At 62.7% G+C, this 25096-nt stretch carries 19 protein-coding genes, 1 pseudogene and 1 riboswitch; of the genes and pseudogenes, 11 read left to right on the forward strand and 9 right to left on the reverse strand.

Features of this window, described 5'->3' with window-relative positions; genetic code table 11:
- Positions 1–148 precede the first annotated feature (148 nt).
- On the reverse strand, positions 149–574 hold the full coding sequence (locus NA29_RS01580; protein ID WP_052252437.1) for a transglycosylase SLT domain-containing protein: 426 nt from the start codon (positions 572–574) through the stop codon (positions 149–151).
- A gap of 475 nt (positions 575–1049) precedes the next feature.
- Here NA29_RS01580 and NA29_RS01585 point away from each other — a divergent pair, with 475 nt between their 5' ends.
- Complete coding sequence (locus tag NA29_RS01585) at positions 1050–2147, forward strand: saccharopine dehydrogenase family protein (protein ID WP_039395007.1); 1098 nt, start codon at positions 1050–1052, stop codon at positions 2145–2147.
- Between the two features lie 178 nt (positions 2148–2325).
- Here NA29_RS01585 and NA29_RS01590 read toward each other — a convergent pair whose 3' ends face one another.
- The 4 genes from NA29_RS01590 to NA29_RS01605 all read right to left on the reverse strand — a co-directional run bounded on the left by NA29_RS01590 (position 2326) and on the right by NA29_RS01605 (position 7587).
- On the reverse strand, positions 2326–3399 hold the full coding sequence (locus tag NA29_RS01590) for a porin (protein WP_039395010.1): 1074 nt from the start codon (positions 3397–3399) through the stop codon (positions 2326–2328).
- Positions 3400–3481: 82 nt separating this feature from the next.
- On the reverse strand, positions 3482–4552 hold the full coding sequence (locus NA29_RS01595) for an ABC transporter ATP-binding protein (RefSeq protein ID WP_039395013.1): 1071 nt from the start codon (positions 4550–4552) through the stop codon (positions 3482–3484).
- Complete coding sequence (locus tag NA29_RS01600) at positions 4545–6308, reverse strand: ABC transporter permease (RefSeq protein WP_039395016.1); 1764 nt, start codon at positions 6306–6308, stop codon at positions 4545–4547. Before NA29_RS01600 ends, NA29_RS01595 begins: the two co-directional genes overlap by 8 nt.
- Before the next feature lie 163 nt (positions 6309–6471).
- Entirely contained in the window at positions 6472–7587 is a 1116-nt protein-coding gene (locus NA29_RS01605) for an ABC transporter substrate-binding protein (protein ID WP_039395019.1), read from the reverse strand.
- Positions 7588–7746: 159 nt separating this feature from the next.
- Between NA29_RS01605 and NA29_RS01610 the strand changes: the two genes are divergently transcribed.
- From NA29_RS01610 to NA29_RS01635, 5 genes and pseudogenes are all read left to right on the forward strand, one after another.
- A complete protein-coding gene (locus NA29_RS01610) occupies positions 7747–8445 on the forward strand; it encodes a response regulator (protein WP_039395022.1) in 699 nt (232 codons plus the stop codon).
- A 21-nt stretch (positions 8446–8466) separates the two neighbouring features.
- Positions 8467–9993 carry a sensor histidine kinase gene (locus NA29_RS01615; RefSeq protein WP_039395024.1) on the forward strand — a complete coding sequence of 509 codons (1527 nt, stop codon included), beginning with the start codon at positions 8467–8469 and terminating at the stop codon, positions 9991–9993.
- Positions 9994–10136: 143 nt separating this feature from the next.
- Positions 10137–11294 (forward strand): annotated as a pseudogene (locus NA29_RS01620) (cysteine desulfurase family protein); the annotation flags it as partial.
- A gap of 332 nt (positions 11295–11626) precedes the next feature.
- Positions 11627–13096: a catalase gene (locus tag NA29_RS01630; protein WP_039395026.1), complete on the forward strand. Its 1470-nt coding sequence runs from the start codon at positions 11627–11629 to the stop codon at positions 13094–13096.
- A 242-nt stretch (positions 13097–13338) separates the two neighbouring features.
- A riboswitch (Fluoride riboswitch) is annotated at positions 13339–13417 on the forward strand.
- Between the two features lie 155 nt (positions 13418–13572).
- A complete protein-coding gene (locus NA29_RS01635; protein WP_052252438.1) occupies positions 13573–14898 on the forward strand; it encodes a voltage-gated chloride channel family protein in 1326 nt (441 codons plus the stop codon).
- Here the strand turns inward: NA29_RS01635 and NA29_RS01640 are convergent.
- Complete coding sequence (locus NA29_RS01640; protein ID WP_039395029.1) at positions 14895–15836, reverse strand: DUF72 domain-containing protein; 942 nt, start codon at positions 15834–15836, stop codon at positions 14895–14897. The genes NA29_RS01635 and NA29_RS01640 overlap by 4 nt on opposite strands.
- Positions 15837–16004: 168 nt before the next feature.
- On the opposite strand from NA29_RS01640, the gene NA29_RS01645 reads away from it, so the two are divergent.
- From NA29_RS01645 to NA29_RS26455, 5 genes are all read left to right on the forward strand, one after another.
- On the forward strand, positions 16005–18089 hold the full coding sequence (locus NA29_RS01645) for an ATP-dependent helicase (protein WP_039395031.1): 2085 nt from the start codon (positions 16005–16007) through the stop codon (positions 18087–18089).
- Positions 18076–18573: a GNAT family N-acetyltransferase gene (locus NA29_RS01650; protein WP_039395033.1), complete on the forward strand. Its 498-nt coding sequence runs from the start codon at positions 18076–18078 to the stop codon at positions 18571–18573. Before NA29_RS01645 ends, NA29_RS01650 begins: the two co-directional genes overlap by 14 nt.
- Positions 18574–18780: 207 nt before the next feature.
- Positions 18781–19563 (forward strand): bestrophin-like domain, encoded by a 783-nt coding sequence (locus NA29_RS01655; RefSeq protein WP_039395035.1) that lies wholly within the window; start codon positions 18781–18783, stop codon positions 19561–19563.
- Between the two features lie 101 nt (positions 19564–19664).
- Positions 19665–19946, forward strand: a complete 282-nt coding sequence (locus NA29_RS01660; RefSeq protein WP_084103366.1) for a DUF1653 domain-containing protein — start codon at positions 19665–19667, stop codon at positions 19944–19946.
- Positions 19947–20271: 325 nt separating this feature from the next.
- Positions 20272–20442, forward strand: a complete 171-nt coding sequence (locus NA29_RS26455) for a DUF6726 family protein (RefSeq protein ID WP_306592201.1) — start codon at positions 20272–20274, stop codon at positions 20440–20442.
- Between the two features lie 266 nt (positions 20443–20708).
- Here the strand turns inward: NA29_RS26455 and NA29_RS01670 are convergent, their stop codons facing one another.
- The 3 genes from NA29_RS01670 to argG all read right to left on the reverse strand — a co-directional run bounded on the left by NA29_RS01670 (position 20709) and on the right by argG (position 25010).
- On the reverse strand, positions 20709–21881 hold the full coding sequence (locus tag NA29_RS01670; protein ID WP_039395039.1) for an alpha/beta fold hydrolase: 1173 nt from the start codon (positions 21879–21881) through the stop codon (positions 20709–20711).
- A 139-nt stretch (positions 21882–22020) separates the two neighbouring features.
- Positions 22021–23433 carry an HdeD family acid-resistance protein gene (locus NA29_RS01675; RefSeq protein ID WP_039395041.1) on the reverse strand — a complete coding sequence of 471 codons (1413 nt, stop codon included), beginning with the start codon at positions 23431–23433 and terminating at the stop codon, positions 22021–22023.
- Between the two features lie 242 nt (positions 23434–23675).
- Positions 23676–25010 carry an argininosuccinate synthase gene (argG, locus tag NA29_RS01680; RefSeq protein ID WP_039395043.1) on the reverse strand — a complete coding sequence of 445 codons (1335 nt, stop codon included), beginning with the start codon at positions 25008–25010 and terminating at the stop codon, positions 23676–23678.
- Between the last annotated feature and the right edge of the window lie 86 nt (positions 25011–25096).

A 25096-nucleotide genomic window follows, 5' to 3' on the forward strand; every position in this document is an offset into this window, starting at 1 on the left:
ATTAACCAAATTACGCGACCGATGTCTGACCGATGCAACGCATCGCAGCACACCGCGACGAATGTCATCGAATTCATTTTCATGACACATGAATGCCGTAAAAAGGAATCCGCGAGAGGTCCGATGTGCAGGCCGCTTGCGCAAAACTTCACCGCAGCGTCGCCCGCCTTTCACGCTCGGCCACGAGCACCGCATAGCGCTTGCGAACCTTGTCGGCGTAGCGCTGGCGCAGCATGGCGCGTGCCTCACCGCCGCCGGCGTTATAGGCGCCCACGGCTTCCCATCCATACCCATACTGACGTACGAAGCCTGCGAGAATCCACGCGCCGGTGATGATCGACGCACAGGCGTCTTCACGTAATCGACGCTCGGTCAGACCGTAGCGAGAGAGTGTCGGCAGGTGGGCGCTGTTGATCTGCATCAGGCCGATGTCGCGCGTGCCGTTACGGTTGACGTTGCTGGCGTTCACGTCGAGATTCGATTCGACTTGTGCGATGGCGTACAGCAGCAGCGGATCGAGACGATAGCGATCTGCGGCGACGTCCCAACAGTCAGCCCGCGCGGGTGTCGACATGAGCGCTGCGACGACAGCGATTGCGGCGCAGGAATAAAGAAGATGAAAGCGACGAAAGTGACGAAAGCGACGAAAGCGACGAGAGGGACGAGAGGGACGAGAGGGACGAAGGAAGCGAAGGAGACGAGAGATCGTAGGGGATGACAATTCGAAACTCCTGACAGCGCCACGACCGCGCGGGTGGGCGAGATTATCGATAAGCGCGTGTCGCCTCGGCTTTCAGAACGCGCTCATCCGTGTGCTGGTCGTGTGTCGATTCGCGGACTCAAGGGGCTGTTGGCTCAACGTTCAGTCGTGGCATAGCGCCTTCTTTATGACGATATGAAGTGAATGTGCGACATATCGTCACCAATGACGTAGTTATCGACGATTTAACGCTACATTTCATCCGAATCTCTCCCTAGAATTGAGGCATATCGCGTCGCGCGGCAAGCCGTGATGACGCGTCGACCGACGTTCCTGAATGGGGAAAGACATGAAAAAGATCGCCTTGCTGGGTGCGGGACACATCGGCCAGACCATCGCGCGTTTGTTGCACGACAGCGGCGATTACCGGGTGACGGTGTTCGACCGCAACGCGCAGTCCTTTGAAGCGGTGCGCGACTATGCGCACGCGTTCGTCGAACTCACCGGCAATGACACTGGCTCGCTGCAACGCGCAGTCACCGGCTTCGATGCCGTGGTCAACGCCTTGCCCTACACGATGGCCACGAGCGCGGCAACCGCCGCCGTGGCAGCGGGCTGTCACTACTTCGATCTGACCGAAGACGTGGCGGCCACGCACGCGATAGCGCAACTGGCTGAAGGCGCATCGACAGCGTTGATGCCGCAATGCGGACTCGCGCCGGGCTTCATCGCGATTGCGGCGCATCACCTCGCGGCGGCGTTCGACCGCGTCGACTCGGTGAAGATGCGCGTCGGTGCACTGCCAGCCTTTCCGACCAACTCGCTGAAGTACAACCTGACGTGGAGCGTCGACGGATTGATCAACGAGTATTGCCAGCCGTGCGAGGCGATTCGCGATGGTGCGCGCCTGAGTGTGCAGCCGCTGGAAGACCTCGAACACTTCTCGCTCGATGGCGTGGAATACGAGGCCTTCAATACCTCGGGGGGTCTCGGCACGTTATGTGAAACGCTGGCGGGGCGAGTGCGCGATCTCGACTACAAGTCCGTGCGCTATCCGGGGCATGGTGCCTTGATGAAGGTGCTGTTGAACGAGCTACGTCTGAAGGACGATCAGGAAACGATCAAGACGATTCTCAAGCGCGCGATTCCGAGCACTTTGCAGGACGTGGTGCTCATCTTCGTGGTGGTGAACGGGCTTCGTCGCGGCGTGCTCACGCAGGAAGTGTTTGCGCGCAAGATCTTCGCGGAGCGCAACAACGGTCACAGCGCGAGCGCCATCCAGATCACGACGGCGTCGGCCATTTGCGCTGCAGTCGACATGTTCTTCGCTAAACAACTCCCGCAGCGCGGTTTCGTGCGTCAGGAACAGATCGCGTTGCCGGATTTTCTGGCGAATCGGTTCGGTCAGGTCTACGCGCACTCGACGCACATCGAATCGCTTTCCTGACGTCACATACGTCGCAAGGGATGCGAAAAAAGACACGACGGCCCGGCAAGCGGTGCGCCCCGCCATCGGCGGGCCGTCGTTGAGGAAACGCATTGGCTGACGCGAATGCGAAGAGGTTTGAAGCGGATTAAAAAGGTTTAAAGCGGATTGAAGCGATGTGAAACGTCGTTACGCCGTTTTAGAAGCGATGCTGGATGCCCGCCGTCACGCCGACCTGCGTATCGGCAGCGCCCGTCAGGTCGCGCGAAAGGCTGACCTTCTGGCCGTGCTTCGCGAAGGCATAGCCGCCGGACAGATACAGCGCCGTGCGCTTGGACATCGCATATTGCGCACGCAGGGAGATGAGCGTCGGATCGGCGTCGCTCGCGTCCTTGATGTCCTGATGGTAGATCGCGCCATACAGCGTGAACGCAGGCGTGAAGTCGTACGATGCGCCGAGCCAGTACATGTCGCTGCGCAGCGATGCGGTGCCTGCGGTCACGAACGTCTTCTTGTAGTTGCGATACCCGGCCATCACCTTGGCTCCGCCAAAGCGGTAGCTCGCACCTGCGTGAATCCCTTGGATGTAGTCCGTCGTGTCGGCCGGCGTCACGCTGTTGCCCGCACCGTTTTGACGATCGTACGTTGCGACGACGGCGAACGGACCGTTCTCGTAGCCGATGGCGAAGTCGTACTTCGACGACGTCTTCATGCTGTCGGCCACGTTGCCGAAGCCATACATCGCGCCGAGTTTCAGCCCGTTGAACTCGCCGTCGTAGCGCACGGCGTTAGCCGAGCGGGAGAACAGGCCGTCTTTGCGTCCACCGGTGGCCGTCGCACTCGTCGCCCACGAGTAGTTCGGCGCGTAACCCATCGGGTCGAACTGGAGCATGTAGTCGTACGTCGTGGTGAATGTGCGGCCGAGTGTGAACTGGCCCCACTTCTTGTGCGACAGGCCGACGGTGGCGCGGCGATCGAAGATTGCGCCGGGGCCGTCGTCGAACTGGCCGTTCACGACGTTGATGCCGCTCTCGAGGTTGAACACGGCCTTGAGATCGCCGCCGAGATCTTCCGTGCCCTTGAAGCCGAAGCGCGACGTGTTCTTGCCACCCGAGACCGCGCGCATTGCACCGCCGTTATCGGCGGCATGATTCACATACTCGACGCCGGCGTCGACAATCCCGTAAATCGTCACGTTCGATTGGGCGTGCGCCTGAGCGGCCAGTGCGCCCACAGCGATCAGCGCGGCACGCGCCATACTGCTTCGTTTCATTGTTATCTCCTCTGTTCTCTTTCTCGTGGTGTTGCGCGGGAGAGCGCCCGCGCGTCGCATGAAAAGCGTGTCGGCGTCTCCCTTAGCCGTTCGATTGCGCAAACGCCCAGCAGTCGTTCGCGGGGAATTCCACCCAGTGATTGCCGGGTTCGCGGGGGACGTGACCGAATGCACGGAAACGCAACGCGCCGCAATGGAAGAGGTACTCCCAGCGGTCGCCGAGATACATCGACGTGACGAGCTGGGCGTTCACGCGGTTGAGGCCCGGGCCGTCGGCCACCTGCACGCGCTCGAGACGGATGACGGCCTGCGCGTCCTGCCCCGGCGCGAGCGTGTCGCGTGCGCGCGCTTGCAGTGCAAAACCGTCGCCTGCGAGCGTGACGAGATCGCCGTCGACGGCGCTGACCGTCGCGTCGATGCGGTTATTGCTCCCCATGAACTCCGCCGTGTAGAGCGAGCGCGGTGAGCCGTACAGTTCTGCCGGCGTGCCTTCCTGCTCGATGCGGCCGTTGCGAAGCAGCAAAATGCGGTCCGACATCGCCATGGCTTCGGTCTGATCGTGTGTGACGCACAGCGCCGACAAACCTAGCGACACGATCAGCTCGCGCAGCCACGCACGCGCTTCTTCGCGCAGCTTGGCGTCGAGGTTCGAGAGCGGCTCGTCGAGCAGAATGACGGGCGGGTTGTAGACGAGCGCACGCGCAATGGCGACACGTTGCTGCTGACCGCCCGAGAGCTGGAAGGGGAAGCGTTCGGCGAGATGGCCGAGGCCCAACTGGTCGAGGGCGCTCTGCACTCGCTCGCGACGCTCCGCCGCGCCTACTTTGCGCAGCTTCAGCCCGTAGCCAACGTTATCCGCCACGGTGCGGTGCGGCCACAGTGCGTACGACTGAAACACCAGACCGAGCGAGCGTTGCTCGACCGGACAATCGACGTTCCTGGCACCGTCGAAGAAGACCTGATCGTCAAGCGCGATGCGGCCTTGCGACGGCTGTTCGAGACCGGCCACGGCACGCAGCAAGGTGGTCTTGCCGCTGCCCGAAGCGCCCAGCAGACACACGACTTCACCGGCTTTGAGTTCGAACGACACACCCTTGAGGATGGGGTTGGCGCCGTAGCTCAGAAAGAGGTTGTCGACGATGAGCTTATCCATGCAATTTGACTCCGAAGCGCAACGCCACGCCCAGACCGGCGCCGACCATCGCGATGTTGATGACAGAGAGCGCGGCGACCTGATCGACCGCGCCGGTCGCCCACAGCGACACGAGCAGCGAGCCGATGACTTCCGTGCCCGGCGAAAGCAGGTAGACGGCCGTCGAGTATTCGCGCTCGAAGATCATGAAGATGAGCAGCCACGCAGCGAGCAGACCGAAGCGCACCAGCGGCAGCGTGACGTCCAGGCTCACGCGGCTGCGCGTGCCGCCGACGCTGCGCCCGGCTTCTTCCAGCTCAGGGCCGACTTGCAGCAGCGCGCTCTGGATGAGGCGCATGCCGTAGGCGAGCCACACCACGGTGTAAGCGACCCAGATGCTCCACATCGAGTTCTTCAGTTCGCGCAGTCCCGGCACGAACAGGAAGATCCAGAGGAACGCGAGACCGGCGAGCAGGCCCGGCACAGCGCGTGGCAGCAGCACGAGGTAGTCGAGCAGCTTCGCGGCCCAGTCGTTGCGGCGATGACCGGCAAAGGCGACGAGCGAGTAGAAGCCCACGGCCAGCGCGCCGCCGATCACGCCGATGCCCAGCGTATTGACGATGGCGCGCACGAGGTTGTCCTGCTCGAACAGCTCGGTGAAGTTCGCGAGCGTGAGCACTTCGCCGAGCGCGACGCCTTCGCCCCAGTGCGTGACGAACGAGCGCAGCACGATGCCGGAGATCGGCACGAACACCGTCACGATCAACCACACCGCCACGATCGCCAGCGCGACCCAGCGCCAGATGCCGAGCGGCAGCACCGTCTGACGTCCCGCCTTGCCCTTCACCGTGACGAACTTGTTCGCGCGCTTGAGCAGGTGACGTTGCAGCAGCACGAGGGGGAAGGTGATGGCCACGATGCACATCGCCACGGCCGCCATCAGGTGATACGACGGCACGCCGAGCTTGTTGGTCAGCTTGTAGAGGTAGGTGGCCAGCACCAGATGGCCCTCGGGATCGCCGAGCACCAGCGGCAGACCGAAGACTTCGAAACCGAGGAAGAACACGAGCACGCCCGCAAACAGGAGCGCAGGCATGGTCATCGGCAAGCTCACGTCGAGCGCCACGCGGAACGGGCGGGCGCCGGCCACGCGAGCGGCTTCTTCGACGTCGGAGCCGAGATTACGCAGCGCGGCCGACGAGTACAGGTAGACGTGCGGCACGTGCGTGAGGCCCACGATCACGGTGATCGCAAAGATCGAGTAGACCGACCACGGGGCGTCGATGCCCGTCAGTTCGCGGAACCAGACCGAGTAAAAGCCGACGGGACCGGCAGCCACCACGTAACCGAACGCGAGCACCATCGGCGAGACGAACACCGGCGTGAGCAGCAGCGGTTCGAGCCAGCGGCGGCCGGGCAGGTCGGTGCGCACCATCAGGAAGGCGAGAATGCCGCCGAACGGGATCGAGATGAACAACATCCCGAACGCGATGATGAAAGAGTTCTTCACGGCCGACCAGAAGTCGGGATCGGTGAAGATAAAGCGGTAACCGTCGATGCCGAACGTGCGGCTGGCGTCGAAGAACGGTGCGGAGAGCAGACTCTGCAGCACGATGAACGACAGGGGCAGCAACACCGCAATCGTGAGCACGGCGATGACAAGCCAGCGCGAAGTGGCCGCGAGCGCGCGCCAGGGCGGCGCTACGTGAGGGGCGGCACCCGCTGGCGGACGGCCGACAGGGGCCGCTGCGCGGTTGGCAGTAGAGGACGACAGCATGAGAGTCTCCCTGCACCCCGCAGGGCGCATATCGAGAAAGGCTTGGGGAGAGGCGGGCCGCGCGTTACGTCGTCAGGAGACGAGGTGAGGGCGCGGCCGCCGGACTTGAGGCCTGGGGCTTAGAAAATCGTAAGACGGATGCGGCAGCTTCGGTCGGTGCCGATCAGCGCTTGATCGACTGCTGCCAGCGCTTGAGGAATTCAAGACGCTTCGACTGATCCAGATAGACGAGCAGACCCGCGCCGATGGGGATCGGCTTGAGCGCTGAACCGAGCTGCTGCGTGAGGTTCGCCATCGAGGTTTCGCCGTCGACGTCCGCACGGATCGAGAACAGGTTGGCCTGATTGGCGAGCAGCGTCTGACCACGCTTGGAGAGCAGATAGTCGACCCACAGCTTGGCCGCGTTCGGGTTCTTCGACTGCTTCGAGATCGTCACGAGACGGCTCACGACCTGCGTGTAGTCGCGCGGATAGACGTAGCCGATAGACGGATCCTTCTTCGCCTTGGCGAACGCATACGAGCCGAGAATGTTGTAGCCGATCAGGTTTTCACCCGACGAGATGCGCTCCATCATGGCGCCCGTGCTCGATTGCAGCTTCGGGTTGAGTGCGCCCATCGCGCCGACGAGTTCCCACGTCACTTCGGGGTTCACGCGTGCATCCTGCGTCAGATAGTTGAAGCCCACGCCCGACTTTTCGATGTCGTAGGTCGTGACCTTGCCCTTGAACTTGGCCGCATTCGTCTGCAGCAGCTTGATCAGCTCCATGCGCGTTTGCGGCACTTCGCCTGCGGGCAACAGACGCTTGTTGTAGACGATGGCGAGCGGCTCATACGTCGTGCCGTAGGCCTGCTTCTGGTACTGCGCCCATTGCGGAATGTGGGCAGCTTCGGGCGATTCGTAGCTCGCCATCGTGCCGTCGTTCACGAGTTTGACCTGGAGATCCATTGCGGAGCTCCAGAGCACGTCGGCGCTGGTGCTGTGCGCGGCGTACTCGCTGATGTAGCGGTTGTACAACTCCGTGCTGTTCATGTCGTTGTACTCGACCTTGATGCCGTACATCGACTCGAAGTCCTTGATGAGCGGGCGCACCAGCGCGGTGTCCGTCACCGAATAGACGATCAGCTTGCCTTCCTTTTTTGCGGCGTCGATGGTGGCCTGATAGTTCGCCGGATAGCCGGGCGGCACCTGAGCATGGGCGGCCGGGAGCGCTGCCGTGAAGAGCGCTGCCGTGAAGAGCGCTGCACCGAGCGTCGTCGTCGCGAGCAGGGCGCGGGGCATTATCGTTTGCTTCATGTCATCCTCCGGAAGACCCCTTGCATGGGGTTTGTCGTTTTCGCGTGGCGCATGTTAATTTGCCGAAACTTTCAATTCGCTTTCGATTTCGTGTCGAATCCGGCCCGAGCCCCGATTTTCGGGTCATGGATTTCCCTAGTTCTCATGCGCATCCTGCTTGTCGAAGACAATCCGAGCCTGGCCAAATCGCTCTCCGAAGCGCTGACGCAGGCGAACTTCGCCGTCGATTGTATGCACGACGGCGAGGCGGCCGATCACGTCCTACGCACGCAGGAATATTCGCTCGTGATTCTCGATCTGGGGCTGCCGCGACTGGACGGGCTCGAGATCCTGCGCCGATTGCGTGCACGCCGTAATCGGGTGCCCGTGCTGATCCTCACCGCACACGGCTCACTCGAAGACCGGGTGAAGGGCCTCAATCTCGGGGCCGACGATTATCTTTCAAAACCGTTCGAACTCGATGAACTGGAAGCGCGTGCGCGCGCGTTGATCCGCCGTTCTCAGCATCACGAAAGTGCGGATGTGACGTGCGGGCCGCTCGTGTTCGACGGTGTGGAGCGTAGTTTCCGGCTCGATGGCGAGCTGCTTGCGCTGACCAAGCGTGAGCGCGCCGTACTGGAAGTGCTGATCTTGCGCGGCGGACGTGCCATCAACAAGGAAGCGTTGTCGGAGAAGCTCTTCGGTATCGACGAGTCCGTGAATCCCGACGCCATCGAGATCTACGTCTACCGCCTGCGCAAGAAGCTCGAAGGCAGCCGCGTGGCGATCGTCACGTTGCGCGGGCTGGGGTATCTGCTGGAAGAGAAGGCGGATCTCGCGCCGCCAGCACCTTCCGTCGACTGACATCGGACGTTCCGTCACCTCATGCCGCAACCGAATCTCCGCCGTCAACTGGCGCTCTGGCTGCTGTTCCCGTTGCTGGGGCTGCTCGCGCTCGACACCTGGCTGACGTATCAACGTGCGATGAGTGCGGCCAACTCGGCGTTCGACCGCTCGCTGGAGTTCTCGATCAAGTCGATTCGCGAAGGCACGCAACTGATCGACGGCGAGGTGCAGGTCAATCTGCCGTATCTCGCGCTGGAGATGTTCGAATCGGATCGTGGCGGCAAGATCTACTACGTCATTCGTGAGGGCGGCGACGGCGTGCAGGGCGGCGATAACGACGGCCGTGCCGTCACGGGCTATCACGACCTGCCGTTGCCGCCCGCACGCGTCACGCCCGAGCCTTATCACACGGCCTTCTACGACGCCACCTATCGTGGGGAGACGCTGCGTATGGGCGCCCTCCAGTTGCCGGTCCACGATGTGCCGAACGCGAAGACGCGTGTCGTGTGGATCGTCGTCGGGGAGACGACCGAGGCGCGTCACGAGCTTGCGCGCCAGATTCTGACTGGCGCACTTCAGCAGGAGGTGCTGCTGGTGGTGCTGGCGCTCGCGATCGTGTGGCTCGGTGTGACGCGCGGCCTGCGTCCGCTCAACCGGCTCTCGGCCAAGGTTGCCGCGCGAGAGGAGGACGACACGACGCCGCTCGAAAACGTCGATCTGCCGACCGAGGTCAAGCCGCTCGTCGAGTCCATCAACCAGTACGTGGGGCGGGTGGGGCGCATGCAGGCGTCGCGTCAGCGCTTCTTTGCGGACGCCGCCCATCAGTTGAAGACGCCGCTGGCGATCATTCAGGCAGAGTCCGAGCTGACGCTGCGCGAATCGTTGAGTGCACAGGCACGTGAGCGCGTCGAGCGCCTCAATCAGGCGGTGAAGCAGGCGGCGAAGAGCGTGCGGCAGTTGCTCTCGCTGTCGCGTCTGGAGGCCGAGGACGGCCCGCCCGTGGCGATGGTGCCGACCCGGCTCGACGAGGCGGCACGCAGCGTCACACTCGACTGGTCGCCGGTGGCGCGCTCGCGCGGGATCGACCTCGGCTTCGAGAACGACGGTGCCGTGACGGTACTGGCGCAACGTGAGTTGCTGGCCGAGTTGTGCGGCAACCTGATCGACAACGCCATTCGCTATGCGGGGGACGGCGCAGTGATCACCGTGCGCACGCGGCGCGGGGGGGCGACGGGCCACTTGCGCCACTTGGGCCACTTGGACGGCGCGGACGTTGCCAACGTTTCGGACGCGACGAATGGCGGGCACGACAATCCCGACGGGCCGATGCTCCAGGTCGTCGACAACGGCCCCGGCATCCCGACGCACGAGCGCGACGCCGTGTTCGAACGCTTCTATCGTCGCGAGTCCGCAGTGCTCACCCAATCCACCGCCGATGGCTCCGGTCTCGGGCTCGCCATCGTCAAGGAAATCGCACGGAAACATCACGCCGTCGTGACGCTTGGCGAAGCCCCGGGGGGCGGTCTGGAAGTCACCGTTCGATTCCCGGCGAATGAGGTTGCCTAACCGTCCTGGGATGAAATTTCCTCGTTATGCAGTTTTTTGGGAAGGATATTCCATGGAACTGCATAACGAAGGGTGATTCTGCAAGCCTTTTCCTCTTTTCGGCGCGTACGATCGATGCACTCTTTTTTGGCGGGGGGCCGATCATGCGCGAGAACGAAACACTTCACTACTTCGATTACGCAGCGACAACGCCTGCGGACGCCGCAGTCATCGCGGCGATGGCCGACTGTCTGGGCATCGACGGCGTTTTCGGCAATCCCGCGTCCAGTTCGCATTCCGCGGGTGTGAGCGCCCGCCGTCTCGTGGAACGCTCGCGTTCGCAGGTCGCGTCGCTCATCGGCGCGGATGCGGCCGAGATCGTGTGGACGTCCGGCGCGACCGAATCGAACAATCTCGCACTCAAGGGCTATGCGGAGTTGGGGCAGGCGCGTGCGCATCTGATCACCAGCGTGCTCGAACACAAGGCGATTCTCGATACGATGGCGTGTCTGGAAAAGCGAGGTGTGCCCGTCACTTATGTGAAGCCCTCGGCGACCGGCGAGATCACGGCCGACATCGTGGCGGCCGCGCTGCGTCCGGATACGGGGCTGGTGTCGGTCATGCTGGTGAACAACGAACTGGGGACACTGACCGACGTCGCGGCCATCGCGAAGGTCGTGCATGCCGCAGGCGCGCTGCTCCACGTGGACGCCGCACAGGCGCTCGGCAAGACCCCCATCGACGTGAAGGCCATGGGCATCGACATGCTGTCGATGTCGGCACACAAGGTGTATGGCCCGAAGGGCATCGGCGCCCTGTATGTGAGCAAAGACGCGATGTCGCGCATCGCGCCGCAGATGCACGGTGGCGGCCATGAGCGCGGTCTGCGCTCGGGCACGCTGGCGACGCATCAGATCGTTGGCATGGGCACGGCATGCGAGTTGGCAATGCAGAACATGACGGTCGATACCGTCCGTATCGAAGCACTGAGCCGTCGTTTGCTCGACGGTGTGCGAGTGCTTGATGGCGTGGTGCACAACGCCGCGAACGCCCGTCGCATTCCCCATACGCTCAGCCTGACGATTGGCCACCCCGGCTTTTTCACGTTCATGCTCAACGGCAATCTCGCCGTGTCGTCGACTTCGGCGTGCAATTCGGCCTCGGGGCAACCGTCGCACGTGCTGAGCGCCATCGGGCTGGACAGCGAAGCGGCGAGCCGCACCGTGCGCCTGAGTCTCGGCCGGTTTACTTCCGAGGCGTCCGTCGATTTTGCGATTGCGTGCTTCGAGCGCGTGGTTTGCCAGTGCCGCGCGCTGGCGGCGTAATCCCTTTCTCGCGGGCGATCTTGGCGCGCCGGAATAAATCGCCCGTGCAGCGCTATTCCTGGCGAGCGACGATTCGCGCTACGTGCTCGGCGCTGAAATTGTGGTGGGCGGCGGGTTTCCACACTTTAGACCTTGCGACGGTGGGGGCGGGCAGAGGAGAGGCGCGCAGAGAGAGGCGGGGCACTTGATCCATCGCAAGTTGACGAAGATTCAACGCACCGGGCGTCGGGGAGTGCATTTCGCCGTCCTGTATTATGCTTTGAACGACTTGCGATATTGCTGACTCTTATTCTCTCCCTCTCCCCACCCACCTCATGTCGGAGGTATGTATGAGCAAAGAGAAAGACCGTCTGGACACCGGCTCGACGACCGGCGCCGGTGCACCGGCGGCAAGCGACCGAAACACGCTTTCGGTCGGCGCGGATGGCCCCCTTCTGTTGCACGACGTTCATTTCCTCGAACAGATGGCGCACTTCAATCGGGAGAAGGTCCCCGAGCGCCAACCACACGCAAAGGGCGCAGGTGCCTTCGGCGTTTTCGAAACCACGGAAGATGTGAGCCGTTACACCAAGGCGTCGTTGTTCAAGAAGGGCGCCAAGGTCGACATGCTCGCGCGTTTCTCCACGGTCGCGGGCGAAGCCGGTAGCCCCGACACCTGGCGCGACGTGCGCGGTTTCTCCCTCAAGTTCTATACAGACGAAGGCAATTACGACCTCGTTGGCAACAACACCCCGGTCTTCTTTGTCCGCGATCCGATGAAGTTCCCGCACTTCATTCGCAGCCAGAAGCGCTTGCCGGACTCGGGCCTGCGCGACAACCACATGCAGTGGGATTTCTGGACGAACAATCCGGAGTCCGCGCATCAGGTGACCTACCTGATGGGCGACCGTGGTTTGCCACGCACCTGGCGTCACATGAACGGATATGGTTCGCATACCTACATGTGGGTCAACGCCAGCGGCGAGAAATTCTGGGTCAAGTATCACTTCCACACGCAGCAGGGCATGGAGTTCTTCTCCAACGCCGAAGCCGCGACCATGTCCGGTCAGGATGCTGACTTCCACCGTCGCGATCTGTTCGATGCCATTGCGCGTGGCGAAAACCCGAGCTGGATTCTGTCGGTGCAGGTCATGCCGTACGCGGACGCGAAGCAGTACCGCTTCAATCCGTTCGATCTGACGAAGACGTGGTCGCACAAGGACTATCCGCTGATCAAGGTGGGCAAGATGACGCTCAACCGCAATCCGGAGAACTTCTTCGCGCAAATCGAGCAAGCGGCGTTCTCGCCCGGCAACACCGTGCCGGGCATCGGTCTGTCGCCGGACAAGATGCTGCTCGGTCGTGCGTTCGCTTATAACGACGCGCAGCGCAATCGCATCGGCACTAACTTCCACCAACTGCCCGTGAACCGTCCAAAGGTGCCGGTGCAGACGTATATGTTCGACGGTCACATGGCTTACGAACATAGCGGAAACGCACCGGTGTATGTGCCCAACAGCGGTGGACGTCCATATGCCGATCAGACGGGGGCGGCCGAGGACGGCTGGGAATCCGACGGCGCCATGGTCCGCAGCGCCTACACGCTGCACAAGGACGATGATGACTTCTCGCAACCGGGCGACCTCGTGCGCAACGTATTCGACGAAGCGGCCCGTACGCGTCTCGTTGAAACCGTGTCCGGTGCCCTGCTCGCCGGTGTCCGCAGTCCGGTACTGGAGCGCGCGTTCGACTACTGGAAGCAGGTCGACGCGGATGTCGGCGCGCGGATCGAGAAGGCGGTGAAGGCCGGAAAGAAGTAAGTGCGAGTAGGCGCCAGTAGGCGCGAGTAAGTGTGTGGATTGGCGCGGGAAGTCGGCGCGCTAATCCCAACGACGCATTTGCGGCGGGCGACGATGCTCTGCAAAGTGCCCGCCGTTTTCATATGTAAAAGGTTTCGCGTCCAGCGTAGTAATGCCCTCCAGAATCCGCCGATCGGGTTCGGCATTTCGCCCCAAAAAATGTCACTTATTGTGAGTGCGCGCGGTTCCTGATAGCATCACGACTACTACACGGAGATGGCATTCCTCCGGCGTTCGTTTCGCAAACCGCCCTGCAAAGGGGCTGATGATGCCTGCAAGATCCTGGCGTGCCGGGAGGTTGCGGGCTACGCAAGCGAGCGTGTTTCTCGTTCCTCTGAAGTCGCATTCCGCAGACCGTTCCCCTTCGCGTTCAGGCCACGTGTCGACGACATTGTTCGTCTCTGATTGAGCCTGTGAAGATGTTCCGCGATTCTCCTTTGTGGTCCTCCCTGTGCGATCTGTTCGGCGTATTGCCGCGCGCCGCACATGCCAGTGCGCTTGCAGCACTCGTCGGCGTGATGGCGGGCAGTGCGTCGGCGTTGTTCCTTGTCGTGCTCGATCTTGCGACCAATACACGTGTCGTCCACCCCTGGCTGCTCTGGCTGTTGCCGGTCGCCGGATTCGCGGTCGGCTGGCTCTATCTGCGCCTGGGCGCGAGCGTCGAAGCGGGCAACAACCTGCTGATCGACGAGATCCACGATCCCCGGCGCGTCGTGCCGTTGCGCATGGCACCCCTCGTGCTTTTCGGCACGGTTGCGACGCACCTCTTCGGCGGCTCTGCGGGACGCGAAGGCACGGCCGTGCAAATGGGCGGCGCGCTTGCCGATCAGTTGACGCACGTCTTCCGTTTGTCGGGCGAGCAACGCCGTGTGCTGCTGATGTCGGGGATCGCCGCGGGGTTCGCGTCGGTGTTCGGTACGCCGCTCGCGGGCGCGGTGTTCGGTCTCGAAGTGCTTGCCATCGGTCGATTGCGTTACGACGCCTTGCTCCCGTGCCTCGTAGCCGCCCTCGTGGGCGACGCGGTGACCCGCGCGTGGGGCGTGCAACACACCGTCTACACGATTGCACCGACGGCATTCGCGCCGTCGATCACGCTCGCCGGTGCCTTCAGTGCTGCGGCGGCAGGCGTGCTTTGCGGCTTGGTCGGCATGGCGTTTGCACAGGCGACGCATGCCACGTCCGCCTTCATGAAGCGGCGCATCGCTTACGCGCCGCTGCGTCCCTTCGCGGGCGGTGTGCTGGTGGCCGTGGCGGCCACGATGCTCGGCACGCCGCAGTACCTCGGCCTCGGTATCCCGACCATCGTCGACGCATTCCATACGTCGCTGCCGTGGTACGACTTTCTCGGCAAGGCAATCTTCACGGTGATCACGCTCGGAACGGGATTCAAGGGCGGCGAGGTGACGCCGCTGTTCTACATCGGCGCGACGATGGGCAATGCGCTGTCCCATGTGCTGATGCTGCCAGCGGCAGTGCTGGCGGGCATCGGATTCGTTGCGGTATTCGCTGGGGCGGCGAATACGCCCATTGCGTCGACGTTGATGGCGATCGAGATTTTCGGTCCGCAGATCGGAGGCTACGCGGCGATAGCTTGCGTGCTTGCGTATCTGTGTTCCGGACACACGGGCATCTATCGCGCACAGCGTGTGGGCCACAGCAAACATGGTGAAGTGCCTGAAGGCACGCGGCTCGCGGATCTTCCCGCGTGGCGCAAGACGCTCAGGGCGAATTCGTCATCGTCGGACAACGCCCATCGCCCTTAAGCACGCAGGCGAGCCAGATCGGCGAGGGCACGTTCAAACGCAGACGCGTTTTTCATCCCTTGATCTTCGTGATTGGTGTTGAAGAGCACATGCGTGTCGTCGGCGAGCGCGGCGATCCGTTCGACGCGCGCCGAAATATCGATCAGCTCACTCGCGCTGTACTCGTAGACGAAGCGACCCGACGAGGCCGTGACGCCCCGCCGGTTCCACGCGGCGGCATTGCGTCCGTGCAGACGAACGACGCACAGGTCGTCGCGCGTCGTGGCCCATACGGCGGGCACGGTGTTGTCGAATCCGCAGGGACTGTCGACGATGGTGTGTGCTGCGCCCGTCTCGCGCAGCATGGCGAGCGTGGCCGCCTCGCGCGATGGCGTATCGAACCAGCTACGGTGACGAAATTCGATGGCATGGCGCTCCCCGTCGAGCCGTCGCGCGGTCTCGAAAACGAGGGCGCGTCCGGCGCGGTCGTTTTGCACCCTTGGCGAGAACTGAAAGTGGATGGCCGTCAGTTGCCCGCTTTGGCGCAACGGCTCGACGGCTTCGAGATAACGTCGCCACAACTCGTCGCGCAACTCGACAGGTATGTCGGTGGCGGCAATTTGTGCGCTTTCCGGCGGCGCGCGGCGGTGCTGCGCTTCACGTGACGGTAACGCCTGAGCGATATCGGACGGCAACGCGGCGAGGGGGGTGTTGTGCCCGGTAAAGGCGCGAAACGCCTTGATGTGAAAGCGAAAGGTGGGGGGCGTGCGCTGCGTCCATCGCCAGGCAATATCGGCGTCGGGCAGCCGGTAATAGCTGCTGTCGACCTCGACGAGATCAAACCTGGACGCGTAGTGGCGCAGGCGCGCGGCCGGTGTATCGACGCCCGGTGGGTAGAACCGTCCGCACGCGATGAGCGTGGGGTCGGTCCAGGACGACGTGCCGGTGCGGATTGTCATAAGAGCCGTAGGCGGGGTGGTGGGCTGTCGACGCAGGTGACAGCGAGGATTCGTCCGAATTTCACAAGAGGCTCGATGGGCACAAAACCCATCGCTATAATGTATAAATATACAGTACTCTTTGAGCGTACCTAAACCCGATTGCCTGCCGTTCATCCACCGATTCGCATGTCAGAACAGCCGTCCGCCGCCGCCCGCGATCCTTGGGCCGAACTCAACGACCGTCAGCGTGAAGCCGTCGACTTCGGTGTGGACGACGATGGTGCGCCTGGCGGGCCGTTGCTCGTGATTGCCGGGGCGGGGTCGGGCAAGACGAGTACGCTCGCGCACCGGGTCGCGAATCTGATCGTGCGTGGTGCCGATCCCAATCGAATCCTGCTGCTTACGTTCTCGCGTCGTGCCGCTGGCGAAATGGAGCGTCGCGTGGGGGCCGTGTTGCAGAAGGTACTGGGGCTGTCGTCGACACAACCGCCGTCGCTGCCGTGGGCCGGTACGTTTCACGCGATTGGCGCACGGTTGCTGCGCGATTTCGCCCCACGTATCGGGCTGTCGGAAGCGTTCACCATTCATGACCGCAGCGACGCCGAGGATCTGCTCGGGCTGGTGCGGCACGATCTGGGTTTTTCCGCGACGCAGTCGCGTTTCCCGCTCAAAGGCACGTGTCTGTCGATCTACTCGCGCGTGGTGAACAGTCAGGCACCGCTCGCCGAAGTGCTCGCCAGGCACTTCCCGTGGTGTGCGCAATGGGAAGCGCAACTCAAGCAGCTTTTCGGCGGTTATGTCGACGCGAAACAAGCGCAGCATGTGCTTGATTACGACGACCTGCTGCTGTATTGGGCTGAGACGATGGGTGCGCCGGAACTGGCTCGTGAGCTTGACGCCCGCTTCGATCATGTACTCGTCGACGAGTATCAGGACACCAACCGCTTGCAGGCGCAGATTCTTCTCTCGATGAAACCGGACGGGCGTGGCTTGACGGTCGTGGGCGACGATGCGCAGTCGATCTACGCGTTTCGCGCGGCGACGATCCGCAACATTCTCGATTTCCCGGGTCAGTTTGCCGAGCCGGCGCACGTGGTGACGCTGGAGCGCAATTATCGGTCGACGCAGCCGATTCTCGATGCGTCCAATGCGGTGATCGCCGAGTCGAACGAGCGCTACGCGAAGGCGTTGTGGACGGACCGGCTATCGGACCGGTTGCCGCAACTTGTCAACGTGAGCGACGAATCGGGGCAGGCGCGTTGGGTCGCGGATCAGGTGCTGGCGCAACGTGAGACCGGCACGCGACTCACGCAACAGGCGGTGCTGTTTCGCACGGGGAGTCACAGCGCGGCGCTGGAGCTGGAACTCACGCGTCGCAATATTCCCTTCGTGAAGTTCGGTGGGTTGAAGTTTCTCGAAGCGGCCCACGTGAAGGACATGCTGTCGATCTTGCGATGGGCGCATAACCCGGCCAGCCGGTTGTCGGGTTTTCGCGTTGCGCAGTTGATCCCCGGCATCGGGCCGGTGAGCGCCACGCGCTTGCTCGATGCCATGGCCCAGTCCGCGACACCCGCGCAGGTGCTGGCCGAGTTCAAGCCACCGTCGGGTGCCGCCACGCAGTGGCGAGCGTTCGTCGAAGTCTTCATGACGTTGCACGACACGCGGCTGGCGTGGCCTGCAGACGTGGATCTGGCGCTGCGCTGGTACGCACCGCTGCTCACCCAACGTTTCGACGATGCCGCCGTGCGTCAGGCCGATCTCGAACAACTCGCGCGCATCGCCAACACGTACGGCTCGCGCGAGCAATTCCTGACCGAGCTGACGCTCGACCCACCCGATGCCACGAGCGCACAATCCGGTCCGCCGCTCCTCGACGAGGATTACCTGATCCTGTCGACGATTCACAGCGCCAAGGGGCAGGAGTGGCATTCGGTGTACGTGCTCAACGTGGTCGATGGCTGTATCCCCTCCGATATGAGCACCGGGGACGACGAAGACATCGAGGAAGAGCGACGTCTGCTTTACGTGGCGATGACGCGTGCAAAAGAGTCGCTGCAACTCGTTGTGCCGCAGCGGTTCTACGTCCATCAGCAAACCGGTCTGGGCGATCGCCATGTGTACGGCACGCGCAGCCGTTTCGTGTCCGACAAGATGCTGCCGCTGTACGATATTTTCCCGAAGCCGCGCGAGGACGATGTGCCGCGCGGGCCGGTCGGCGACGTCACGGTGCACATCGACGTCGCGAGGAAGCTTCGCAATGCCTGGTCCTGAACGTTGTCCCGACATCGTGCTGCGCGAAGCGCGCGAGGCCGATATCGATGCGCTCACACAACTCCTCATGCAGACGTATCGCACGACATGGGCACCGATGCTGCGCCCTGAGGTGGCGGCGGCATTCGCCTCCGGTGAACGCACGCGAGCCTATGTGCAGGCACATTGGCTTGAATTCGTGGTGGCTGTCCCGATTGCGTCGGATGACGAAGTCGTCGGCATGGTGCACGTGGTGGGTGATTTCATCGATGCCCTGCACGTGACGCCTTCACAGCAGCGACGCGGTGTCGGCGCGTTGCTGCTCGCGCATGCGGAATCGAAAATGCGCTCGCTTGGCCACCCGCTCGCACGACTCGAGACCGACACGTTCAACGTGCAGAGCCGCACGTTTTATGTCCGCAACGGGTATCGGGAAGTCGCCACCTATCCGGACGAGGCGTGGGACAGCGGCTTCACCACGGTGCTGCTGACGAAAGCGCTTTAGGCGCTGTCTTCTGCGTCGCGCGGCGTTGTGAAATCTTTCGTCACGTTTCCGCTGTCAGGCGCGGAAATTTTCTAAAGTTGCCGTCTTCCGTGCATCAGGTATAGTCGCCGCATCGGCGGCGGAGCATTGCGCGCACGCTGCCCGGAATACCTAAGAAATGGATGGTCGTCGCGGCATTGAAGATGCCGGGAGACATGGAGGCAATGGATGGTGGATCAGATGACGTTGCTGCCGACGGGGCTATTGCTCGTCGGCATGGCGCTCGGCACGGCGGTGCTTGCCGTTGCCGTGGCCTGGCTCGCGCGCGTCGTCCTGTTCGACCGTCTCGCAGACCCGACGGAGGTGCGCGGCACCGTGGCCGACGTGGTCCACGGGAGCCTGCTGGCATTCATCGTCTTTGTGCTCGCCCATGTGCTGACCGATGTGCGGGCCAATCTCGGCCATGCCGACGATCAGGCGTTGCACGAAGCGTCGGTGGTGCGACGCCTCGATCGTGAGCTGAAAGCGGTAGGCGACGCCGACGCGCAGTCGGCACGTGTGCTGCTGCGTGGCTATGTGAGCTCCGCCGTCACGGACGAATGGAAGACGTTGAGTACCTCCGATCCCGATCTCTCGCCGGACACCGAAGCTGCGCTGACGGCGTTTGTCGGTGCCACGCGGCGCGTCATTGCCCGGCACGAAGACAGCGCGAGTTCGATACGTACGTTGCTGGATCGTCTCGAAGAGGCGAGACAGGGGCGGTTTGAAAACGCGACAAAGACGGTGCCGGGCGTGTTCTGGTGGGTCATCTCGTTGTTCATGCTCGCGGCGATGGCGATGAACGGCCGTTATCCAGGGTCTTGGAAGAGCAATCTCATCATCGCTATTCACATGGGCGCGATTGGAATGGTGGTCGCACTCATCGTGAATCTGGATGAGCCGTTTCGTGGGGCGTCAGGTATTTCGCCCGCGCCATTGGCGAAGTCGGTGGGGATCGTAGTGCCGCGCTGAGACGCTGAGGGCCTGAGGCGTCGGAACTCGACGCTCGCGTAGGTTGGCTCATGCGCGGCCGGGCGCGGTGGTCGTATGTAGGAATGCAGGAGAAGAGAACGATGTTTTCGAATGTGCCAGCGGCGTCGATGGAATCGACGCCCGAAATCGAGGCGTTTCGCCCCGGTGTCTATCGTCACTACAAAGGGAATTGCTATCTCGCGCTGGGCATCGCCCGTGCCGACGAGACGAACGAACCTGTCGTCGTCTACACACGGCTCTATCCGCGTGAAGGCTTGCCGATGAGCACGCGGTTGCTGCGCATCTGGAATGAACCGGTGATGACGGAGAAGGGCCCGGTGCCGCGTTTCACGTACATCGGTCATACGACGCCGGCGGTGTGACGTATTCGCTCGCTGCGCGCCGTCAAAGACCGTATGGCGATTGCCCGACTTCCGAACTGACAGAACTCACCCGAACCGCCGGTATTTCCGGTACTTAGCCCTTCTCAGGACGCCCCCCATGACGACGCTTCATACGATGAGCCGAAAGGCCATCGCGACCCCTCACGCCCATACGGACCATACGGACCATACGGACCATACGGACCATACGGCCCGTACGATTGAGGCGAGCGATGCATTCGCCACCCACCAGCCCCGCCGTTCGGTGGATTCGGGCGACTCGGACCTCAACGGACGACGGGCATCGAAGCCCGCACCGCGCAATTTGCGTCGTTGGTGGGCGCTATTCGCGATTCTGCCGTTCGTGACGTCGGTGGCGGGATGTGGCTTGCTGGCGGCACCCTGCCGTGTGGTCTCGGCGGGGCTGAAGATCATTCCGGGGGTAGGGGGCGCGCTGGCGACGCCGACGGATGCGTGCGCAGCAGCAATCGACTGATCGCAGAGACCGGACGCAGAAAGCGGTCGCAGAAAAAAAGAAAGCCCGCGCGTTGCGGGCTTAATCCATATCAGGAGGAGACATGGAGGAGACGAGTTCAGTATAGGACGACGTGTTGCGTCGCACCATATGTATTTTTACGTAAGCGTCCTCATGTTGCGTAGGCGCAACGAAAAATAAATCACATAAAAAACAATGATTTGCGTCGATCTTCATCAGTGGCAAGCCATCTTCGCACCCCGTAGCCCTTCGAGTCACCCCTCTAGTTATTGTGCGGATGCACGCCTTTTCGTCGACATCAGTTGCAGGATGAACGGCACCGAGTCGCGCAGGGACGGGTTGACCGTCGCGTCGTGATCGAGTCCGTCGTACATGCGCACGGTGGTCTTGGTGCCTGCCTTGGCGACATCCCGCGCGAATGCCTTTTGCATGATGACCGGCACGTCGATGTCCTCCGTTCCCATGCCGATGAACACCGGATGTTTGATGCTGAGCGTCGGATAGCGCAGCGACGGCGTCTGGCTGTCCAGCAGTTTCTGGATACCCGGTTGCATGCTGTTCCCGGCGTTCAGACCTGCGGCCGTCGAGTGATCGGTCAGCGTATCGATGCACAGTGTGCGGGCCTCATCGAGTACCGGTAACGCCTGCGGGGAGAAGTACTTCGCGGGATTTAACGACGGATCGCGGTCGGCTGCGGACAGGAAGATGTACATCGCGTACGGAATCTTCGGGTCCGGCGCGCCCGGATCGGGCTGACCCGCAAAAAGGGTGGCGGCGGATGTCTGTGCGTTGAAATACGGCGTGCCGGTGAGAACGGTGGCGATGACCCTCACGTCCGGGGCGTATATCGGCTGAAAGCCCGCTGCGGCGAACGCGGCGTGAGCCCCCTGCGATTGCCCGACGAAGATCACACGGTTCTGCAACGGAAAGACGCTGCGGGCCGCGAGCAGGCTGTCCAGCACGCTGTACGCTTCGGCACGGGCGTTCAGATAGTGATGCAGCCCCTGCGAACCAAGACCCGCGTAGTCGGGGGCGACGACGGCAAAGCCGAGCGACAGCCAGGTACCGAGATACTGAATGTCGCGCGTGCTGCGCACGTTGAGCGACGGCGCGCACTTGCTGGCAATGCCGACCGTGCCATGTGCCCAGACCACGACCGGCCAACCGCCGGGCGGTGTCGGTCCTTTGGGCAGGAACACGGCACCGGTGTCTTCGCGGGCTTCGATGCCGCCGACACCGTCAATGGAACTGTAACGGATGCTGAATTGCTCACCGGCTTCCGGGAGTCCGTAGTCGGCTTTCAGCGGCTGCCGCTCGACCATCGCGCCGTGCGGAATGGTGACGGGTGCGGCCTCGGGCGTGATCGCGTGTGCGGCGCGGCCGATGACCAGACTGGCGAACAGGGCGGCACTGACATAGCGCCACAGGCGATTGAACATGTTGAACTGTCCTCGTATTGGGTAATGCGTTTGAAGCTCGGGCGGGCAGCGCTCGCGCGTTGCCCGGATGCCTGCTGCTCTTGCGTGTGCCAATACGGGTGACGTTACACCGTCCCCCTGGGAAAGTCTCGATTCGATGTCAGCCGTGCGAGGCGTGCGATGCCTGCGTCGCGTTCTGCGCTTGCGATGCGGCGGCCTGCTCGGCCTCACGCCATGCGCGGCGCGAGCGACGCATGCGGCGCAGCGCCAGTGAGGTCATCGTAATCCAGCCGAACGGGCGCGGATCCACCAGCATGCTCACTGCACGCGCGTAATCGAGCACCAGACCCGGTGTCCAGGCCATCGTCTTCGCGCGCTTGCGCAGTTGGGCGGCCACCCACAATTCGGGCGTAAGCCACAGGCGGACGAACGTCCACCAGCCAGCATCGCCGCCGTCGTGCAACTGCCCCACACGGCCCTCGATCGCGGCTTCGAGCGCCTTGGCCACACTGCTTGAGCAGTTACGGTGCGTGAGGTTATAGGTGGTGTTCTGCTGATATGTCTGCCAGAAAGCGCTCAATTGCTGCGGGCTGTAGTTGCGAATACGCACCTTGACCGTCGATGGGCACCACGCCTTCGACTCCGTAGCGTAGTTCGGCTGGAAGGTGCCGGGCACGTCGTTCTCGCGCGTCGCGCGCAGCAACTGTCCAAACTGGTCCGGCGAGCGGTCGATTTCCTTGGCGGGGTAAAGGCTCACGTACACGCCCTCGTGACTCTCCAGCGCCGCGTGCCCCGTCGAAATCACGCCGTTCTTGTCGACGGCCGCGATGTAGCGATCGATGACCGGGTGACGGCGTGCCGGTGCTTTGGACGACCCGGACGGCGTCCACACGTGCACCGTGAGCGCCGGCTCGGAGTCGGTGGGCGGGCCGTCCCAGCGCGGTGCACGGGGACGCTCGCTCCACAGGCGGCGCTTGTCTTCCGGGCTGCCGAGAATTTGTTCGACGCGGAAATCGCCGCGCATGCGACGCGCCCGCATGGCCAGCACGAGTACGTTCCACCCGGTGAAGACGAGTCCAAGCCCGATGGCGTACGGCAGGGTGCCCTTGTAGTGCGTCGGGTAGGGCTGATAGAAGAAAATCGCGACGACGATTTCCAGCGCACCGCCTGCAATGGCCCACGCCCAGCGTGGATAGCGCACCACGTACGCCGCCACGCATTGCAGCAGGCCATCGGCGAGGAACAGCGTGCCGAAGAGCATCGACAACCAGAAGTTGCCGTTGTGTTGATCGAACAGCAGGACCAGCAGTGCCGCAACAGTAAAGGTGCCGCCCTTTAGCCCCCGTACGAGACGCTGACCGCCCACGCCGATGGTAGCGATGGCAAGCGTCGCCAATCCTTCGAGCAGCAGCAGCCACGCGAAGACCTTCAGTGGGAAGTGCACGACGCCGTCGAGCGCGTCGACGATCAACGCCATGCCGAACGCGAAGAAGATCGCGCCGATCCAGATCAGCGCCCGGGCCCGGCGACGCAAATAATTCACGCCAAGCAATAACAGAATCAGACGTACCAACGCAGGGTCTCCGACGCATGCGCGCGTCCCGATGTCCGAGACCGACGCGCACCCCGATTGCGGGGAGGGTTTCGATTAATTTGGGATGCGGCCTATTTTTGTTCGCATTTTCGTCCGTATATTAGCGCGTCACTCGTGACAGGCCAAAAACAAAGGCGGCGCGCTCCTTTCGGGGCGCGCCGCCTGTTGCAGCAGGTAACACGTGGCGCACCGCTCTTGCGAGCGATGCGCCGGATGACCGCTTAGTCCTTCTTGCCTTCGAGCTGCGGCAGTGCGTCGTCGCTGGTCGACGTCAGCAGACCGGCCTTGGCGTACGTCATCAGCTTCTCGCGCGTGTCGACGATGTCGAGCGTACGCATCGTGAGCTGACCGATACGGTCGAGCGGCGTGAAGACAGAGTCGCCCTTTTCCATCGTCAGGCGCTCGGGCTTGTACGTCAGGTTCGGCGAGGTCGTGTTCAGCAGCGAGTAGTCGTTACCACGGCGCAGTTCGATGGTCACTTCGCCGGTCACGGCGCGGGCCACCCAACGTTGAGCCGTCTCGCGCAGCATGATCGCTTGCGGGTCGAACCAGCGGCCCTGATAGAGCAGACGGCCCAGACGGCGGCCGTTCTCGCGGTACTGCTCGATCGTGTCTTCGTTATGGATGCCGGTCACGAGGCGCTCATAAGCGATGAACAGCAGCGCGAGGCCCGGAGCTTCGTAGATGCCGCGGCTCTTGGCTTCGATGATGCGGTTCTCGATCTGGTCGCTCATGCCCAGGCCGTGACGGCCGCCGATGCGGTTGGCTTCTTCGAACAGTTCGACGGCGTTGGCAAACGTCTTGCCGTTGAGCGCGACCGGCTGGCCTTCTTCGAAGCGCACGGTGACTTCTTCAGCCTTGATCGCGCAATCGTCGCGCCAGAACGGCACGCCCATGATCGGCTGAACGATCTTGATGCCCGAGTTGAGGTGTTCCAGATCCTTGGCTTCGTGCGTCGCGCCAAGCATGTTCGAGTCCGTCGAATAGGCCTTCTCGACCGACATCTTGTAATCGAAGCCGTTGGCGATCAGGAATTCCGACATTTCCTTGCGACCACCGAGTTCGTCGATGAACGTCTGGTCCAGCCACGGCTTGTAGATTTGCAGGCTCGGGTTGGTCAAGAGACCGTAGCGATAGAAGCGCTCGATGTCATTGCCCTTGTACGTGCTGCCATCACCCCAGATATTGACGCCATCTTCCTTCATGGCAGCCACAAGCATCGTGCCCGTGACGGCGCGGCCAATCGGCGTGGTGTTGAAGTACGTGACACCGGCCGTCGAGATGTGGAACGCGCCCGATTGCAGGGCGGCAATGCCTTCGGCCACGAGTTGCGCACGGCAGTCGACCAGGCGGGCGTTCTCGGCACCGTAACCCATCGCGCGACGCGGGATTTCCTCGTAGTCGGGTTCGTCCGGCTGACCCAGATTGGCCGTGTAAGCGTAGGGAATCGCGCCCTTTTGGCGCATCCAAAGCAGCGCAGCGCTGGTGTCGAGACCGCCCGAAAAGGCGATGCCGACCCGTTGTCCCGTGGGAATGTGTTGCAGAATCGTGGTCATCGGCGTGAAAAAGCTGGGTTTTTAACCTGTCAAGTATCCCTGTCCGGGCTATGGATGGTCAAGTCTGATGGCCTTTTGGGCGCGAT

It is taken from the genome of Pandoraea sputorum (assembly GCF_000814845.2).
In the GTDB taxonomy this organism is placed as follows: domain Bacteria; phylum Pseudomonadota; class Gammaproteobacteria; order Burkholderiales; family Burkholderiaceae; genus Pandoraea; species Pandoraea sputorum.

Coding starts and splice junctions, on each gene's coding strand:
- NA29_RS01640 (WP_039395029.1), bottom strand. CDS start 15,836: ATGACAATCCGCACCGGCACGTCGTCCTGGACCGACCCCACGCTCATC.
- NA29_RS01615 (WP_039395024.1), top strand. CDS start 8,467: ATGCCGCAACCGAATCTCCGCCGTCAACTGGCGCTCTGGCTGCTGTTC.
- NA29_RS01645 (WP_039395031.1), top strand. CDS start 16,005: ATGTCAGAACAGCCGTCCGCCGCCGCCCGCGATCCTTGGGCCGAACTC.
- NA29_RS01610 (WP_039395022.1), top strand. CDS start 7,747: ATGCGCATCCTGCTTGTCGAAGACAATCCGAGCCTGGCCAAATCGCTC.
- NA29_RS01590 (WP_039395010.1), bottom strand. CDS start 3,399: ATGAAACGAAGCAGTATGGCGCGTGCCGCGCTGATCGCTGTGGGCGCA.
- NA29_RS01670 (WP_039395039.1), bottom strand. CDS start 21,881: ATGTTCAATCGCCTGTGGCGCTATGTCAGTGCCGCCCTGTTCGCCAGT.
- NA29_RS01595 (WP_039395013.1), bottom strand. CDS start 4,552: ATGGATAAGCTCATCGTCGACAACCTCTTTCTGAGCTACGGCGCCAAC.
- NA29_RS01660 (WP_084103366.1), top strand. CDS start 19,665: ATGTTTTCGAATGTGCCAGCGGCGTCGATGGAATCGACGCCCGAAATC.
- argG (WP_039395043.1), bottom strand. CDS start 25,010: ATGACCACGATTCTGCAACACATTCCCACGGGACAACGGGTCGGCATC.
- NA29_RS01605 (WP_039395019.1), bottom strand. CDS start 7,587: ATGCCCCGCGCCCTGCTCGCGACGACGACGCTCGGTGCAGCGCTCTTC.
- NA29_RS01580 (WP_052252437.1), bottom strand. CDS start 574: ATGTCGACACCCGCGCGGGCTGACTGTTGGGACGTCGCCGCAGATCGC.
- NA29_RS01650 (WP_039395033.1), top strand. CDS start 18,076: ATGCCTGGTCCTGAACGTTGTCCCGACATCGTGCTGCGCGAAGCGCGC.
- NA29_RS01630 (WP_039395026.1), top strand. CDS start 11,627: ATGAGCAAAGAGAAAGACCGTCTGGACACCGGCTCGACGACCGGCGCC.
- NA29_RS01585 (WP_039395007.1), top strand. CDS start 1,050: ATGAAAAAGATCGCCTTGCTGGGTGCGGGACACATCGGCCAGACCATC.
- NA29_RS01600 (WP_039395016.1), bottom strand. CDS start 6,308: ATGCTGTCGTCCTCTACTGCCAACCGCGCAGCGGCCCCTGTCGGCCGT.
- NA29_RS01655 (WP_039395035.1), top strand. CDS start 18,781: ATGGTGGATCAGATGACGTTGCTGCCGACGGGGCTATTGCTCGTCGGC.